General features: G+C 73.6%; 12 protein-coding genes. All 12 read left to right on the top strand.

Annotated features, from left to right (window positions below; all coding sequences use genetic code 11):
• Positions 1-15 precede the first annotated feature (15 nt).
• Positions 16-951 carry a 16S rRNA (cytosine(1402)-N(4))-methyltransferase RsmH gene (rsmH, locus tag ACFO3Q_RS14275; protein ID WP_377005413.1) on the top strand — a complete coding sequence of 312 codons (936 nt, stop codon included), beginning with the start codon at positions 16-18 and terminating at the stop codon, positions 949-951.
• The gene (gene ftsL / locus ACFO3Q_RS14280; protein ID WP_377005414.1) at positions 948-1,217 is read left to right on the top strand and encodes a cell division protein FtsL; all 270 of its coding nucleotides are present in this window, start codon (positions 948-950) and stop codon (positions 1,215-1,217) included. The genes rsmH and ftsL overlap by 4 nt, the downstream gene beginning before the upstream one ends.
• Complete coding sequence (locus ACFO3Q_RS14285) at positions 1,214-3,103, top strand: peptidoglycan D,D-transpeptidase FtsI family protein (RefSeq protein ID WP_377005415.1); 1,890 nt, start codon at positions 1,214-1,216, stop codon at positions 3,101-3,103. The genes ftsL and ACFO3Q_RS14285 overlap by 4 nt, the downstream gene beginning before the upstream one ends.
• Positions 3,104-3,111: 8 nt before the next feature.
• The gene (locus ACFO3Q_RS14290; protein ID WP_377005449.1) at positions 3,112-4,584 is read left to right on the top strand and encodes a UDP-N-acetylmuramoyl-L-alanyl-D-glutamate--2,6-diaminopimelate ligase; all 1,473 of its coding nucleotides are present in this window, start codon (positions 3,112-3,114) and stop codon (positions 4,582-4,584) included.
• Positions 4,581-5,954: a UDP-N-acetylmuramoyl-tripeptide--D-alanyl-D-alanine ligase gene (locus ACFO3Q_RS14295; protein ID WP_377005416.1), complete on the top strand. Its 1,374-nt coding sequence runs from the start codon at positions 4,581-4,583 to the stop codon at positions 5,952-5,954. Before ACFO3Q_RS14290 ends, ACFO3Q_RS14295 begins: the two co-directional genes overlap by 4 nt.
• On the top strand, positions 5,944-7,026 hold the full coding sequence (gene mraY, locus ACFO3Q_RS14300) for a phospho-N-acetylmuramoyl-pentapeptide-transferase (RefSeq protein WP_377005417.1): 1,083 nt from the start codon (positions 5,944-5,946) through the stop codon (positions 7,024-7,026). The genes ACFO3Q_RS14295 and mraY overlap by 11 nt, the downstream gene beginning before the upstream one ends.
• A complete protein-coding gene (ftsW, locus tag ACFO3Q_RS14305; protein ID WP_377005418.1) occupies positions 7,026-8,303 on the top strand; it encodes a putative lipid II flippase FtsW in 1,278 nt (425 codons plus the stop codon). Before mraY ends, ftsW begins: the two co-directional genes overlap by 1 nt.
• Complete coding sequence (murG, locus tag ACFO3Q_RS14310; RefSeq protein WP_377005419.1) at positions 8,300-9,382, top strand: undecaprenyldiphospho-muramoylpentapeptide beta-N-acetylglucosaminyltransferase; 1,083 nt, start codon at positions 8,300-8,302, stop codon at positions 9,380-9,382. Before ftsW ends, murG begins: the two co-directional genes overlap by 4 nt.
• The gene (gene murC / locus ACFO3Q_RS14315; RefSeq protein WP_377005420.1) at positions 9,379-10,809 is read left to right on the top strand and encodes a UDP-N-acetylmuramate--L-alanine ligase; all 1,431 of its coding nucleotides are present in this window, start codon (positions 9,379-9,381) and stop codon (positions 10,807-10,809) included. Before murG ends, murC begins: the two co-directional genes overlap by 4 nt.
• Positions 10,806-11,759: a D-alanine--D-alanine ligase gene (locus ACFO3Q_RS14320; RefSeq protein ID WP_377005421.1), complete on the top strand. Its 954-nt coding sequence runs from the start codon at positions 10,806-10,808 to the stop codon at positions 11,757-11,759. The genes murC and ACFO3Q_RS14320 overlap by 4 nt, the downstream gene beginning before the upstream one ends.
• Before the next feature lie 277 nt (positions 11,760-12,036).
• Positions 12,037-12,846, top strand: a complete 810-nt coding sequence (locus ACFO3Q_RS14325; protein ID WP_377005423.1) for a cell division protein FtsQ/DivIB — start codon at positions 12,037-12,039, stop codon at positions 12,844-12,846.
• Positions 12,843-14,078: a cell division protein FtsA gene (gene ftsA / locus ACFO3Q_RS14330; protein WP_377005424.1), complete on the top strand. Its 1,236-nt coding sequence runs from the start codon at positions 12,843-12,845 to the stop codon at positions 14,076-14,078. The genes ACFO3Q_RS14325 and ftsA overlap by 4 nt, the downstream gene beginning before the upstream one ends.
• The last annotated feature ends 49 nt before the right edge of the window (positions 14,079-14,127 follow it).

The following is a 14,127-nucleotide window of genomic DNA, read 5'->3' on the forward strand; positions in this document are numbered from 1 at the left end:
CGGGAGGGCGCCGGCATGGGGACGACCACCCCGAGCCATCTCCCGGTGATGTACGCGCAGGTGCTCGACGGCCTGCGCATCCGCCCGGATGGCCGCTACCTCGACGGCACCTTCGGGCGCGGCGGGCACGCACGCGGCGTGCTCGAGCGGCTGGGTGACGGAGGGCGACTGCTGCTGATGGACAAGGACCCCGAGGCGATCGCGGTGGCGCAGGCGGGTTTCGGCGCCGACGCACGGGTGTCGCTCTACCGCGGCAGCTTCGCCGACCTCGGCGTCTGGGACGAGACCACGGCCGGCCTCGACGGCGTGCTGTTCGATCTCGGCGTGTCCTCGCCGCAGCTCGACGAGGCCCGGCGCGGGTTCTCGTTCGGCAAGGACGGCCCGCTCGACATGCGCATGGACCCCGACTCGGGCGAGAGCGCGGCCGAGTGGCTGGCGCGCGCCGGCGAGGCCGAGATCGCCGACGTCCTGTGGACCTACGGCGAGGAGCGCATGAGCCGCCGCATCGCGCGCGCCATCGTGGCCCGCCGCGCGGAGGCGCCGCTGGTCCGCACCGCCGAGCTCGCCGACCTCGTCGCCGGCATCGTCGGCCGCCGCGACACCGGCATCCATCCGGCCACGCGCAGCTTCCAGGCCATCCGCATCCACGTGAACCGCGAGCTGGCCGATCTCGAGGACGGCCTCGCCGCGGCCCACGCACGGCTGAAGCCGGGCGGGCGGCTGGTGGTCATCAGCTTCCACTCGCTGGAAGACCGCATCGTCAAGCAGTTCATCAACGCCCGTGCCAAGGCGCCGCCGGGCAACCGGCGCATGCCGGTCGCGGAGGCGTTCGCGCCGACGCTGCGCGACATCGGCGGCGCCCGGCGCGCCGACGCCGGCGAGATCGCCGCCAACCCCCGCGCGCGCAGTGCGGTGCTGCGCGTGGCCGAACGCCTGGAGGTCGCGGCATGACCTTCCGCGTCGCCGCCTTCGTGCTGCTGCTCGCCGCCGCCCTCGCCAGCGCGGTCGGGGTGGTGTACGCGCGCCACGAGCACCGGCAGCGCTTCATCGAGCTCAACGCGCTGGAGAACGAGCGCGACGAGCTCGACATCGAGTTCGGCCGCCTCCAGCTCGAGCAGGCGACGCTTGGCGAGACCCACCAGATCCAGCGCATCGCCGGCGAGCGCCTGCAGATGCGCTTCCCCGAGGGTGGCGACATCGTGGTGGTGAAGCCATGAGGGGCGCCGCGCGCAACGTGCGCCAGCCGCAGCGCGGAACGCCGGTCCGCGGGGCCCGCATGGGCTCCGGCTTCGACGTGCGCCGCCGGGTGGGCGTGGTCGCGGGCGTGCTCGGCCTGTGCGCGGCCGCCGTGGTGGTGCGCGCGCTCGACCTGCAGGTGATCGAGAACGACTTCTACCAGCAGCAGGGCGATGCGCGGTTCCTGCGCGAGATCCCCATCCCGACCTCGCGCGGCATGATCACCGACCGCAACGGCGAGCCGCTGGCGGTGTCGTCGCCGGTCGAGTCGCTGTGGGCCAACCCGCGCGAGCTGGTCAACCATCCCGACCGCCTGCCGGAGCTGGCGCAGGCCCTGGGCACGCCGCTGGAGACCCTGCGCGAGCGCATCGAGGCCCGCCGCGACAAGGAGTTCGTCTACCTGCGCCGGCACATGAACCCGGACGACGCCCAGGCCATCGTCGACCTCGGCGTGCCGGGCGTGTTCGCGCAGCGCGAGTTCCGCCGCTTCTATCCGCTCGGCGAGGTGATGTCCCACATCCTGGGCACCACCAACATCGACGACCGCGGCCAGGAGGGCCTGGAGCTGGCCTTCGACGAGTGGCTGACCGGCAAGCCGGGCGCCAAGAAGGTCATCCGCGACCGCCGCGGCAAGTTCGTCGAGAACGTCGACCTCGTGCGCGCGGCCGAGCCGGGCCGGGAGCTGACGCTGTCCATCGACCGCCGCATCCAGTACCTGGCCTACAGTGCGCTGGGCAAGGCCCTGGCGGAGAACAAGGCCAGCTCGGGCTCGGTGGTGGTGCTGGACGTGCGCAACGGCGAGATCCTCGCCATGGCCAACCTGCCGTCCTACAACCCCAACCTGCGCGCGCCCAGCGAGCCCGGCTCGCGGCGCAACCGTGCTGTCACCGACCTCATGGAGCCGGGGTCGACGATGAAGACGATGACCGTCGCCGCGGCGCTGGAGGCCGGCATCGCCACGCCCGCCCGGATGATCGAGACCAGCCCCGGCTACATGCGCGTGGGCAACGCCACCGTGCGCGACATCCGCAACTTCGGCTACATCGACGTCACCGGCATCATCACCAAGTCCTCCAACGTCGGCACCACCAAGCTGGCGCTGGAGATGACCGCCGAGCACCAGCACGACGTGCTGCGCCGCTTCGGCTTCGGCCAGCCGACCGGCTCGGGCTTCCCCGGCGAGGCGGCAGGCGTGCTGACCAACCCGCGCACCTGGGGGCAGGTGCACCGGGCGACCATCTCCTACGGCTACGGGCTGTCCGCCACGCCGCTGCAGCTCGCCCAGGCCTATGCCGCCATCGGCAACGGCGGGCGCATGCACACCCCGACCTTCATCAAGGGCGGCACGCGCGACGAAGGCCGCCAGGTCATCGACCCGCGCATCGCGCGCCAGCTCATCGACATGATGGAGACGGTGACCGGGCCGGAGGGCGGCGCGCGCCGCGCCAACGTCTCCGGCTACCGCGTCGCCGGCAAGACCGGCACCTCGCGGCGCGCGGTCAGCGGCGGCTACGAGCGCCGCTACATCTCCATGTTCGCCGGGCTGGTGCCCGCCAGCGAGCCGCGCTTCGCGATGGTGGTGGCGATCCAGGATCCGGATACGAGCGCCTACTACGGCGGCCTAGTCGCCGCACCCGTATTCCACGACGTGATGGACGGGGCGCTGCGGCTGATGGACGTGCCGCCGGACCGCGTCGAGCAGTGGCTGGCGGTGGGGTCCGACCTGCCGGGGCGCGACGATCCCGACGACATGCAGAACGTCGCCGACGCGCCGCCGCCGGCGATGGTCACCCTCGAGGAGATGCCGGTCGCGGCCAGCCGCGAACCCGCGCTGCCCGCCACCATCGGCGCGGGAGCGGGCCAGTGACCGCGCCGATGACCCTCGACGCCCTGCTCGACGGCTACCTGCCCGCCGGCGAACCGCGGCCGCCGCGGATCGCGGTGGGCGGCCTCACGCTCGACAGCCGGAGCGTGCGCCCGGGCGACGTGTTCGTCGCGCTGCCCGGCGAGCGCACCCACGGCCTCGCCTTCGCCGACACCGCGGCGGCCGCCGGCGCGGCCGCCATCGTCTACCAGCCGCCGGCCCCGGTCGCGCCGCCCGCGGCGGTGCCCTCGGTGGCGGTGGCCGAGCTCGCGCGCCATCTCGGCCCCATCGCCAGCCGCTTCCACCGGGCGCCCTCGCAGGCGCTGGACGTGATCGGCGTCACCGGCACCAACGGCAAGACCTCCTCGGTCCAGCTGCTCGCGCAGGCCCTCGACGGCGAGGGCGGGCGCGCCGGCAGCATCGGCACCCTCGGCGCCGGACTCCACGGCGCCCTGGTCGAGAGCGAGCGCACGACGCCGGACGTGATCGCCGTGCACCGCCTGCTCGCGCGCATGCGCGACGCCGGGGCGCGCAGCGTCGCCATGGAGGTCAGCTCCCACGCGCTGGCGCAGAACCGGGTGGACGCGGTGCGCTTCCGCGTGGCCGCCTTCACCAACCTCAGCCGCGACCATCTCGACTACCACGGCGACATGGCCCGCTACGGCGACGCCAAGGCGCGCCTGTTCCGGTGGCCGGGGCTGGAGTGCGCGGTGGTGAACCTCGACGACCCGTTCGGGCGCCGGCTCTACGCGGCGCTGCCGGCCAGCCTGCGCCGGATCGGCGTGAGCAGCCGCGGCGAGGATGCGGCCACCGTGCATGCCGACGGCGCGCGGCTCGGCGCCGGCGGCATCGCCTTCGACCTCTGCGTCGGCCAGGCGCGCGCGCCCGTGCGCTCGCCGCTGGTCGGGCGCTTCAACGTGGACAACCTCGCCCTCGTGGCGGGCGTGCTGCTGGCGCTGGACTGGCCGCTGCCGCGCATCGCCGAGCGCCTCGGCCGGCTGCGCCCGGTGCGCGGGCGCATGCAGCGCCTGGACGCCGCCGCGGGCCGCCCCCTGGTGGTGGTCGACTACGCGCACACGCCGGACGCGCTGGAGCAGGCGCTGCGCAGCATGCGGGCGCATACCCGCGGCCGCCTGCTGTGCGTGTTCGGCTGCGGCGGCGAGCGCGACCGCGGCAAGCGCCCGCAGATGGGCGCCATCGCCGGACGCCTCGCCGACCTGGTCTACGTCACCGACGACAATCCGCGCGGGGAGGACGGCGACCTGATCGTCGCCGAGATCCTCGCCGGCGTCGCCGGGACCGCGCACGTGCGGGTCGAGCGCGACCGGGCGCGCGCCATCGCCGCCGCCATCGCCGAGGGCGGCGAGGGCGATGCCGTGCTCATCGCCGGCAAGGGGCACGAGCCCTACCAGGAGATCGGCGGCGTGCGCCACCGCTTCGACGACGCGGCGGTCGCCCGCGGCCTGCTGGAGGTGCCGGCATGAGGCCGCAGTCCCTGTCCCGGCTCGCGACCTGGTGCGGCGGCCGTCTGCACGGCGAGGACGTGCGGGTGAGCGACGTCGCCATCGACTCGCGCGCGGCCGGTCCCGCCAGCCTGTTCGTGGCGCTGCGCGGCGAACGCGCCGACGGCCACGACTTCGTGGCCTCCGCCGGCGCGGCCGCGGCCCTGGTCGAGCGGGTGGTGGAGGCCGGCGTGCCGCAGCTGGTGGTCGGCGACACCCAGGCCGCGCTCGGCCGCATCGCGCGCGGGGTGCAGGCGGACCGCGCCACGCGCGTGCTGGCGGTGACCGGCAGCAACGGCAAGACCACCGTCAAGACCCTGCTCGCGGGCATCCTCGCCCACGCCGGCCGCACCTACGCCAATCCCGGCAACCGCAACAACGAGATCGGCCTGCCGCTGGCTGTGCTGGAGGCCCCGGACGAGGCCGACTTCGCCGTCTACGAGATGGGCGCGGGCAAGCCGGGCGACATCGCCTACCTCACCGACATCGTCGCGCCCGACGTCGCGCTGGTGAACAACGTTGCGGCGGCGCACCTGGAGCGCATGGGCTCCCTGCTCGGCATCGCCGACACCAAGGCCGCTATCTACAGGGCGCTGCGCCCGGGCGGTACCGCCGTGATCAACGCGGACGACGCCTTCGCGCCCTGGTTCGCCACGCAGGCCGGCGCGCATGCCGTGCTGCGCTTCGGCATCGAGGCCAGCGCCGACGTCGTGGCGACGGACATCGTCCCCGGCGCCGAGGGCAGCCGCTTCCTGCTGCGCGCGCCACAGGGCGAACGCGCCATCGCCCTCCCGCTGCCGGGCCGCCACAACGTACGCAACGCGCTCGCGGCGGCCGCCTGCGCGCTCGCGGCAGGCGCCGGACTCGACCACGTCGCCGCTGGCCTGGCCGGCGCGGCGCCGGTGCCGGGGCGCCAGGTCGCGCATGCGCTGTCGGGCGGGGCGGTGCTGGTCGACGACAGCTACAACGCCAACCCCGCCTCGCTGGTCGCGGCCATCGACACCCTCGCCGACCAGGGCGGCGAGGCCTGGCTGGTGCTGGGCGACATGAAGGAGCTCGGTCCCGAGGCCGAGGCCCTGCACGCCGAGTGCGGTGCCCGCGCCCGCGCGCGCCGCATCGCCCGCCTCTACGCCACCGGGGCGCTCTCGGCGGCCGCGGTGGCCGCCTTCGGCCCGCAGGGGCGCCATTTCCACGACCGCGAGAGCCTGGTCGCCGCGCTCCGCGCCGACCTCGCCGCGGCCGCCACCCCACCGCGCGTCCTGGTCAAGGGCTCGCGCTCGAGCGCGATGGATCGCGTCGTCGCCGCGCTGCTGCCGGCGGCCCAACCCGAGGACGCGACGCATGCTGCTTGAACTGGCGCGCTGGCTGCAGGAGCTCGACAGCTTCTTCACGGTGTTCAACTACATCACCCTGCGCGCGATCCTGGGTGCGCTGACCGCGCTCGGCCTGTCGCTGTGGCTCGGGCCGCCGGTGATCCGCCGGCTCGCGCAGTTCAAGGGCGGCCAGCCCATCCGCACCGACGGCCCGCAGTCGCACTTCTCCAAGGCGGGCACGCCGACCATGGGCGGCGCGCTGATCCTGCTGGCGGTGTCGCTGTCGACCCTGCTGTGGGCCGACCTGCACAACCGCTACGTGTGGGTCGTGCTCGCGGTGCTGGTGTCGTTCGGCGCCATCGGCTGGCTGGACGACTGGATCAAGATCGCCAAGCGCGACCCCAACGGCCTGCGCTCGCGCAGCAAGTACGCGCTGCAGTCGCTGTTCGGCCTCGCCGCGGCGGTGTTCCTGTTCCTGAGCGCGGACGCACCCTCCAACACGCAGTTCTTCCTGCCCCTGCTCAAGGACGCGGTGTTCCCGCTGGGGCTGGGCTTCATCGTCGTCGCCTACTTCTGGATCGTCGGCTTCTCCAACGCGGTGAACCTCACCGACGGCCTCGACGGGCTGGCGATCATGCCCAGCGTCCTGGTCGCCGGCGCGCTGGGCGTGTTCGCCTACCTCTCGGGCCACGCCGAGTTCTCGCTCTACCTGCAGATCCCGCAGGTGCCCGGCGCCGGCGAGCTCGCCATCTTCTGCGCGGCCATCGCCGGGGCGGGCCTGGGCTTCCTGTGGTTCAACACCTATCCGGCACAGGTGTTCATGGGCGACATCGGCGCCCTCGCCCTGGGCGCGGCCATCGGCACCATCGCCGTCATCGTCCGCCAGGAGCTGGTGCTGGTGATCATGGGCGGCATCTTCGTGATCGAGACGCTCTCGGTCATGGCCCAGGTGGCGAGCTTCAAGCTCACCGGCAAGCGCATCTTCCGGATGGCGCCGATCCACCACCACTTCGAGCTCAAGGGCTGGCCCGAGCCGCGCGTGATCGTCCGCTTCTGGATCATCACCGTGGTGCTGGTCCTCGTGGGCCTGGCGACGCTCAAGGTGCGCTGATGCACGACGCCGCCAGCCAGGCGCTCCGCCTCGACGCCATCCAGGGCCGGTACGACCCGGGCCTGATCGCCATCGTGCTCGCGATCGCGAGCCTGGGCGTGGTCATGGTGGCCTCGAGCTCCATCGCCATCGCCGAGGGACTGTCGGTCGGGCCGTTCTACTTCCTCACCCGGCACCTGATGTTCCTCTGCGGCGGGCTGGCGCTGGCGATCTGCTTCATGCGCACCGAGCTCAAGTTCGTCGAGAAGCACGCCCACCTCGCGCTGCTGCTGTGCTTCGTCGCCCTGCTGCTGGTGTTCCTGCCGGGCCTGGGCAAGACCGTGAACGGCGCGCGGCGCTGGATCACCCTGGGCGTGTCCAACTTCCAGGTGGTCGAGGCGGCCAAGCTGCTCTTCATCGTCTGGCTGGCGAGCTACCTGGTGCGCTACCGCGACCAGGTGCAGTACCAGTGGCGCGCGATCTTCAAGCCGGTGCTCGTGGTCGGCGCCCTGGCCGTCCTGCTGCTCCTGCAGCCGGACTTCGGCTCGGCCGTGCTGATGATCGCGGTGGTCGGCAGCATGCTGATGCTCGGCGGCGCGAGCATCCCGCGGCTGATGGCGCCGGTCGCCATCGTGATTCCGGTCATGGCGGCCGTGGCCTGGGCCGAGCCCTACCGCGTGCGGCGCCTGACGTCCTTCCTCAATCCGTGGGAGGACCCCTTCCGCGACGGCTTCCAGCTCACCCAGGCGCTGATCGCGGTCGGCCGCGGCGAGTGGTTCGGCGTCGGCCTGGGCGCCAGCGTGCAGAAGCTGTTCTACCTGCCCGAGGCGCACACGGACTTCATCATGGCGGTGATCGCCGAGGAGCTGGGCTTCGTCGGCGTGCTGCTGGTGGTCGCGCTGTTCGCCCTGTTCACCTGGCGCGCCTTCGCCATCGGCCTGCGCGCGATCGAGATGCGGCGCTGGTTCGCTGGCTACTGCGCGTTCGGCGTGGCGATGTGGATGAGCCTGCAGAGCTTCGTCTCGATGGGCGTCAACCTCGGCCTGCTGCCGACCAAGGGTTTCACCCTGCCGCTGATCTCGTCCGGCGGCTCCAGCGTGCTGATGACCTGCGCCGCCATCGGCCTGCTGCTGCGGGTGAGCTACGAGGTCGAGCGCGCCGCGCGCCAGGTGGCGCGGGCGCGCGGGGAGGAGGGCGAGCCGGAGCTGCCCGCCGCCGACCCCGAACCGACCGCGGCACCCGCACCGGCGCGCGGCCTGCGCGAGCGCGTGCCCCCGACCCTGGGAGGTCTCGCATGAGCGGCGCGCCCGTGCTCATCCTCGCCGGCGGTACCGGCGGGCACATCTTCCCCGGGCTCGCGGTCGCCGAGGCCCTGCGCGCGCGCGACGTGCCGGTGGTCTGGCTCGGCGCCGCCGGCGCCATGGAGACGCGGCTCGTCCCGGCGCGCGGGATCGAGCTGCGCACGATTTCGATCGCCGGCGTCCGCGGCAAGGGCGCGGCGACCCTGCTGCTGGCGCCGTTCAGGCTCGCTCGCGCGGTCTGGCAGGCGATGGCGGCGATCCGCAGCCTGCGCCCGCGCGCGGTGGTGAGCTTCGGCGGCTTCGCCGCGGGGCCCGGTGGCCTCGCCGCCTGGCTGCTCCGCCGGCCCTTGCTCGTGCACGAGCAGAACCGCGCGCCGGGCATCACCAACCGCGTCCTCGCGCGCCTGGCGCGTCGCGTGCTGACCGGCTTCCCCGACAGCTTCGCCGGGCGCTGCGAGGAAGTGGTCGTCGGCAACCCCGTGCGCGACGCCATTGCCGCCCTGCCGCCGCCCGAGGACCGCTTCGTCGGCCGCGACGGCCCGCTGCGCGTGCTCGTGCTCGGCGGCAGCCAGGGCGCGCGCGCGCTGAACCAGGGCGTCCCGCTCGCACTCGCCGCCCTCGACGGCCGGGTGGACCTGGAGGTGCGCCACCAGTGCGGCGAGAAGTTCGTGGAGGAGGCGCGCGCCGCCTACGCGGCGGCGGGCCGTCCGGTGCAGGTCGAGCCCTTCATCGCCGATATGGCCGAAGCCTATGCCTGGGCCGATCTCGTGGTCTGCCGGGCCGGCGCGCTGACCCTGGCCGAGCTGTGCGCGGCCGGCGTCGGCAGCGTGCTGGTGCCGTTCCCCGCCGCCACCGACGACCACCAGACCCGCAACGCCGAGTTCCTCGTGGACCGCGGCGCCGCCCGCCTGCTTCCGCAGGGCGCGGCGTTCGAGGCGCGCCTGGCCGCTGTGCTGGAGGAGGTGCTGGGCGACCGCACCACGCTGCGCCGCATGGCCTCGGCCGCGCGCGCGCTGGCGCGGCCGGACGCGGCCGGCGACGTCGTGGCCTGCATCCTCCAGGAGGCGCGCCCGTGAGCCGCCGCCTGCAGCAGACCGGCGACCTCGCCCGCGCGCACTCGCGCGTGCATTTCATCGGCATCGGCGGCGCCGGCATGAGCGGCATCGCCGAGGTGCTGTGCACCCTGGGCTACAGCGTGTCCGGCTCGGACATGGCCGACAGCCGCGCGACCCGGCGCCTCGCCAGCCTCGGCGTGCGGGTCGCCCGCGGCCACGACGCGGCCAACCTCGCCGGGGCCGACGTGGTCGTGGTCTCCAGCGCCATCCGGGACGACAACCCCGAGCTGGTCGCCGCCCGTGCGCAGCGCATCCCCGTGGTGCCGCGCGCGGAGATGCTGGCCGAGCTGATGCGCTTTCGCCGCGGCATCGCGGTGGCGGGCACGCACGGCAAGACCACCACCACCAGCCTCATCGCCAGCGTGCTGTCCGAGGGCGGGGTGGATCCGACCTTCGTGATCGGCGGGCAGCTTCTCGCCGCCGGCGCCAACGCCCGGCTCGGTACCGGCCAGTGGCTGGTCGCCGAGGCCGACGAGAGCGACGGCAGCTTCCTCCGCCTCAATCCGCTGATCGCCGTCGTCACCAACATTGACGCCGACCACCTGGAGAACTACGGGGGCGACTTCGCGCGGGTCCGCGCGGCGTTCTCGGAATTCCTGCACCGCCTGCCGTTCTACGGGCTGGCGGTGCTGTGCATCGACGACCCCGAGGTCGCAGCGCTGGCGGCGGCCATGCCGCGCCACACCATGACCTACGGCTTCGCCGCCGAGGCCGACGTGCGCGCCGAGGACGTGCGCCAGGCCGGCGGGCGCACCCGCTTCCGCCTGTGCCTGCCCGAGGGCGAGTGCGCCGAGGTGGTGCTGGCCATGCCGGGCGAACACAACGTGCAGAACGCGCTGGCCGCGGCCGCCATCGGCTGGCAGCTCGGCGTGGACGCCGCGGCCATCGGCCGCGCGCTGGAGTCCTTCCAGGGCGTCGGGCGCCGCTTCAACGCGCTGGGCGAGATCGAGTTCGGGCGCGGTCGCGCCCTGGTGGTGGACGACTACGGCCACCACCCGCGCGAGCTCGCCGCGGTCTTCGCCGCCGCCCGTGCCGGCTGGCCGGAGCGCCGCCTGGTGGTGGCCTTCCAGCCGCACCGCTACTCGCGCACCCGCGACCTCCTCGACGACTTCGCCGCCGTGCTCTCGCAGGCGGACGCGGTGGTGCTGACCGAGGTCTACGCCGCCGGCGAAGCGCCCATCGCCAATGCAGACGCCCGGGCGCTGGCGCGCGCGATCCGCTCGCGCGGACGGCTGGAGCCGGTGGTGGTCGGCGCCGCCGCCGAACTGCCGCAGGTGCTGGTGGACGTCCTCGCCGACGGCGACCTGCTGCTGGTCATGGGCGCGGGCGACATCGGACAGATCGCGCCCGAGCTGGGCGTCAACGGTTTCCCAGGAGTCTCGCGATGAGTCGCGTCACCGATCCCGCCGCCTTCGGCCGCGTCGCCGTCCTCATGGGCGGGACGTCCAGCGAGCGCGAGGTCTCGCTCGAATCGGGCCGCGGCGTGCTCGCGGCGCTGGCGGCGCGCGGCGTCGACGCGCATGCGGTGGACGGCATCCCGGCACTGCTGGAGGAGATCCGCGCCGGTCGCGTCGACCGCGTGTTCAACATCCTGCACGGCGGAGACGGCGAGAACGGCGTGCTGCAGGGCGCGCTGCAGGCGCTGGGCGTGCCGTTCACCGGCAGCGGCGTGCTGGGCTCGGCACTGACCCTGGACAAGATCCGCACCAAGCAGGTGTGGCTGTCGCTGGGCCTGCGCACCCCCCGCTACGTGCGCCTGGCGCCCGGCGACGACGTGCACGCGGCCGCGCGTGCGCTGGGCCTGCCGGTGATCGTGAAGCCGTCCTGCGAAGGGTCGAGCGTGGGCGTGAGCCGCGTGTTCGACGACGCCGACCTCGATGCCGCCGTCGCGCTGGCCGCCCGCTACCCGGGCGAGCTGCTCATGGAGCAGCTGATCGAGACCGACGGTCCGGACGCCGGCGAGTACACCGTCGGCATCCTGGGCGAGGAGGCGCTGCCCTCGATCCGCATCGTCCCCGCCGGCGCCTACTACGACTACCACGCCAAGTACGTCGCCGACGACACCACCTACCTCTGCCCCGGCCTGGACGGCAAGGCGGAGGCGGCGATGCGCGCCCTGGCGCTGGCCGCATTCCATGCGGCGGGCTGCACCGGCTGGGGCCGCGTCGACCTGATGCGCGACGCCCAGGGACGCGACTGGCTCCTCGAGGTGAACACCGCCCCCGGCATGACCAGCCACTCCCTTGTCCCCAAGGCCGCCCGTGCGGTCGGGATCGAGTTCGAGGCGCTCTGCTGGGCGGTGCTGGAGACGTCGCTGGCGGCGGAGGGGCGGTCGTGATGGTCGCTCTCATGAAGCGGGAAGCGGGAATCGGGAATCGGGACCCGTGGGTCCGGATGACATCGCGGCCTGGCCTGCTGTCGGCGCGCAGCGGCGGTAGCGCACGCGCAACCGGATTGCGGCAGCCCGCAGGTCCCGCTTCCCGCCTCCCGATTCCCGGCCGCCCCACAAGGTGGCCTGGCCTGCTGTCGGCGCGCAGCGGCGGTAGCGCACGCGCAACCGGATTGCGGCAGCCGGCAGGTCCCGCTTCCCTCTTCCCAATTCCCGGCAACACCCCATGACCGCCCTCGTCCGCATCCTCGCCTGGACCATCGCGCTGGCGCTCGTGGCGCTGCCGGTGGTCGCCGTGCTCAACGGCTGGGTCGCGGGCGATCGCTGGCCGATGCGGCGCTTGCTGGTGACCGCCGAGTTCGGGCGGGTGAGCGACGAGCAGGTGCGGGCGGCGGTGCTGCCGCATGCGCGCAGCGGGTTCTTCGCGGTCGAGCCGGCGGCGGTGCGCGCGGCGGTCGCGGCGCTGCCCTGGGTCGAGACGGTCGAGGTGCGCAAGCGCTGGCCCGACGTGCTCGAGGTCGCCATCAGCGAGCACCGCCCGTTCGCGCGCTGGGGCGAGGAGCAGTTGCTGTCCGAGCAGGGCAGGCTGTTCAGCACGCCCGGCGAGACGCCCATCCCCGAGGGCCTGCCGCAGCTCTTCGGGCCGCAGTCGCGCATCAGCGACGTGGTCGCGCTCTACCGCAGCGCGCAGCCGCTGTTCGCGGTCAGCGGGCGGCGTGTCGAGGGCGTCCTGCTGAGCCCGCGCGGCAGCTGGACGCTCACGCTCGACACCGGCACCGAGGTGGTGCTCGGGCGGACCGATCCGCAGCCGCGCATGGAGCGCTTCGCGCGTCTCCTGCCGCACGTGATCGCCGCCGAGCAGCGCCCGCTGCTGCGCGCCGACCTCCGCTACACCAACGGCTTCGCCCTGGTCTGGGGCGAGCCCGATCCCGAGGCGCCGGCCGCAGGCCGCGCGCCGCTCCGCTCCACTCCGATGTCGCGCGTGGCCGCCGCCGCAGCGCGCGTCACCTCCATGCAGGCACAGGCACGCACATGAACCGCAAGGGCGACAAGTCGCTGATCGTCGGGCTCGACATCGGCACCTCGAAGGTGGTGGCGCTGGTGGGCGAGTACTCGCCGGGCAACCCCATCGAGGTGATCGGCATCGGCAGCCACGAGTCGCGCGGGCTCAAGCGCGGCGTGGTGGTCGACATCGAGTCCACCGTGCAGTCGATCCAGCGTGCGGTCGAGGAGGCGGAGCTGATGGCGGGCTGCGAGATCCGTTCGGTCTACGCCTCGATGTCGGGCAGCCACACCCAGTGCCGCAACTCCCCGGGCATCGTCCCGATCCGCGACGGCGAGGTGAGCTACGCGGACCTGGACCGGGTGCTGGAGGCGGCCAAGGCCGTGGCGATCCCGGCCGACCAGAAGATCATCCACGCCATCGCGCAGGAGTACATCGTCGACAACTCGCAGGAGGGCATCCGCAACCCGGTCGGCATGTCCGGCGTGCGCCTGGAGGTGCGGGCGCACCTGGTGACCGGCGCGATGAGCGCGGCGCAGAACGTCTCCAAGTGCGTGCAGCGCTGCGGCCTGCAGGTCGACGACCTGATCCTGGCCTCGCTCGCGTCCTCGACCGCGGTGCTCACGGTCGACGAGAAGGAACTGGGCGTGGTGCTGGTGGACATCGGCGCCGGCACCACCGACATCGCGGTGTTCGTGCAGGGCGCGATCCGCCATTCCGCCTCGCTGCCGATCGCCGGCGACCAGGTCACCAACGACATCGCCCACCTGCTGCGCACGCCGACGCCCGAGGCCGAGCAGATCAAGGTGCGCTACGCCTGCGCGCTGGCGCAGCTGGCGACCGCCGAGGAGTCGATCCAGGTGCCGAGCGTGGGCGACCGCGCGCCGCGTCGCCTGGCCCGGCAGGCGCTCGCCGAGGCGGTGCAGAACCGCTACGAGGAGATCTTCGAGATGGTCCAGGCCGAACTGCGCCGCTCCGGCTTCGAGGAGCTGGTGCGGGCCGGCCTGGTGCTCACCGGCGGCGCCGCGAAGATGGAAGGCGTCGTCGAACTGGCCGAGGAAATGCTGCACATGCCCGTCCGCGTGGGCATTCCGCAGCACGTCACCGGCCTCGGGGAAGTGGTGGGCAACCCGGTGCATGCCACCGGCGTCGGCCTGCTGCTCTGGGGATCGCAGATGGAGCATCCGCGCCGCCCGGTCGTGCCGGCGGGTCGCGCGGGAACGCTCTGGAACAAGCTTCGGAATTGGTATCGCGGGGAATTCTGATTTTTAGCGGTACGCGTCCGCGGCGTTGTGGGAGCCGCGGGCTGTAACA

Source organism: Coralloluteibacterium thermophilum, assembly GCF_042654365.1.
GTDB lineage: Bacteria > Pseudomonadota > Gammaproteobacteria > Xanthomonadales > Xanthomonadaceae > Coralloluteibacterium > Coralloluteibacterium thermophilum.

What these genes read in the sequence shown, in the direction of transcription:
- mraY (WP_377005417.1), top strand. Translation starts at nt 5,944, where the DNA reads ATGCTGCTTGAACTGGCGCGCTGGCTGCAGGAGCTCGACAGCTTCTTC.
- ftsA (WP_377005424.1), top strand. Translation starts at nt 12,843, where the DNA reads ATGAACCGCAAGGGCGACAAGTCGCTGATCGTCGGGCTCGACATCGGC.
- rsmH (WP_377005413.1), top strand. Translation starts at nt 16, where the DNA reads ATGGGGACGACCACCCCGAGCCATCTCCCGGTGATGTACGCGCAGGTG.
- ACFO3Q_RS14285 (WP_377005415.1), top strand. Translation starts at nt 1,214, where the DNA reads ATGAGGGGCGCCGCGCGCAACGTGCGCCAGCCGCAGCGCGGAACGCCG.
- ftsL (WP_377005414.1), top strand. Translation starts at nt 948, where the DNA reads ATGACCTTCCGCGTCGCCGCCTTCGTGCTGCTGCTCGCCGCCGCCCTC.
- ACFO3Q_RS14290 (WP_377005449.1), top strand. Translation starts at nt 3,112, where the DNA reads ATGACCCTCGACGCCCTGCTCGACGGCTACCTGCCCGCCGGCGAACCG.
- ACFO3Q_RS14325 (WP_377005423.1), top strand. Translation starts at nt 12,037, where the DNA reads ATGACCGCCCTCGTCCGCATCCTCGCCTGGACCATCGCGCTGGCGCTC.
- ftsW (WP_377005418.1), top strand. Translation starts at nt 7,026, where the DNA reads ATGCACGACGCCGCCAGCCAGGCGCTCCGCCTCGACGCCATCCAGGGC.
- murG (WP_377005419.1), top strand. Translation starts at nt 8,300, where the DNA reads ATGAGCGGCGCGCCCGTGCTCATCCTCGCCGGCGGTACCGGCGGGCAC.
- ACFO3Q_RS14320 (WP_377005421.1), top strand. Translation starts at nt 10,806, where the DNA reads ATGAGTCGCGTCACCGATCCCGCCGCCTTCGGCCGCGTCGCCGTCCTC.
- ACFO3Q_RS14295 (WP_377005416.1), top strand. Translation starts at nt 4,581, where the DNA reads ATGAGGCCGCAGTCCCTGTCCCGGCTCGCGACCTGGTGCGGCGGCCGT.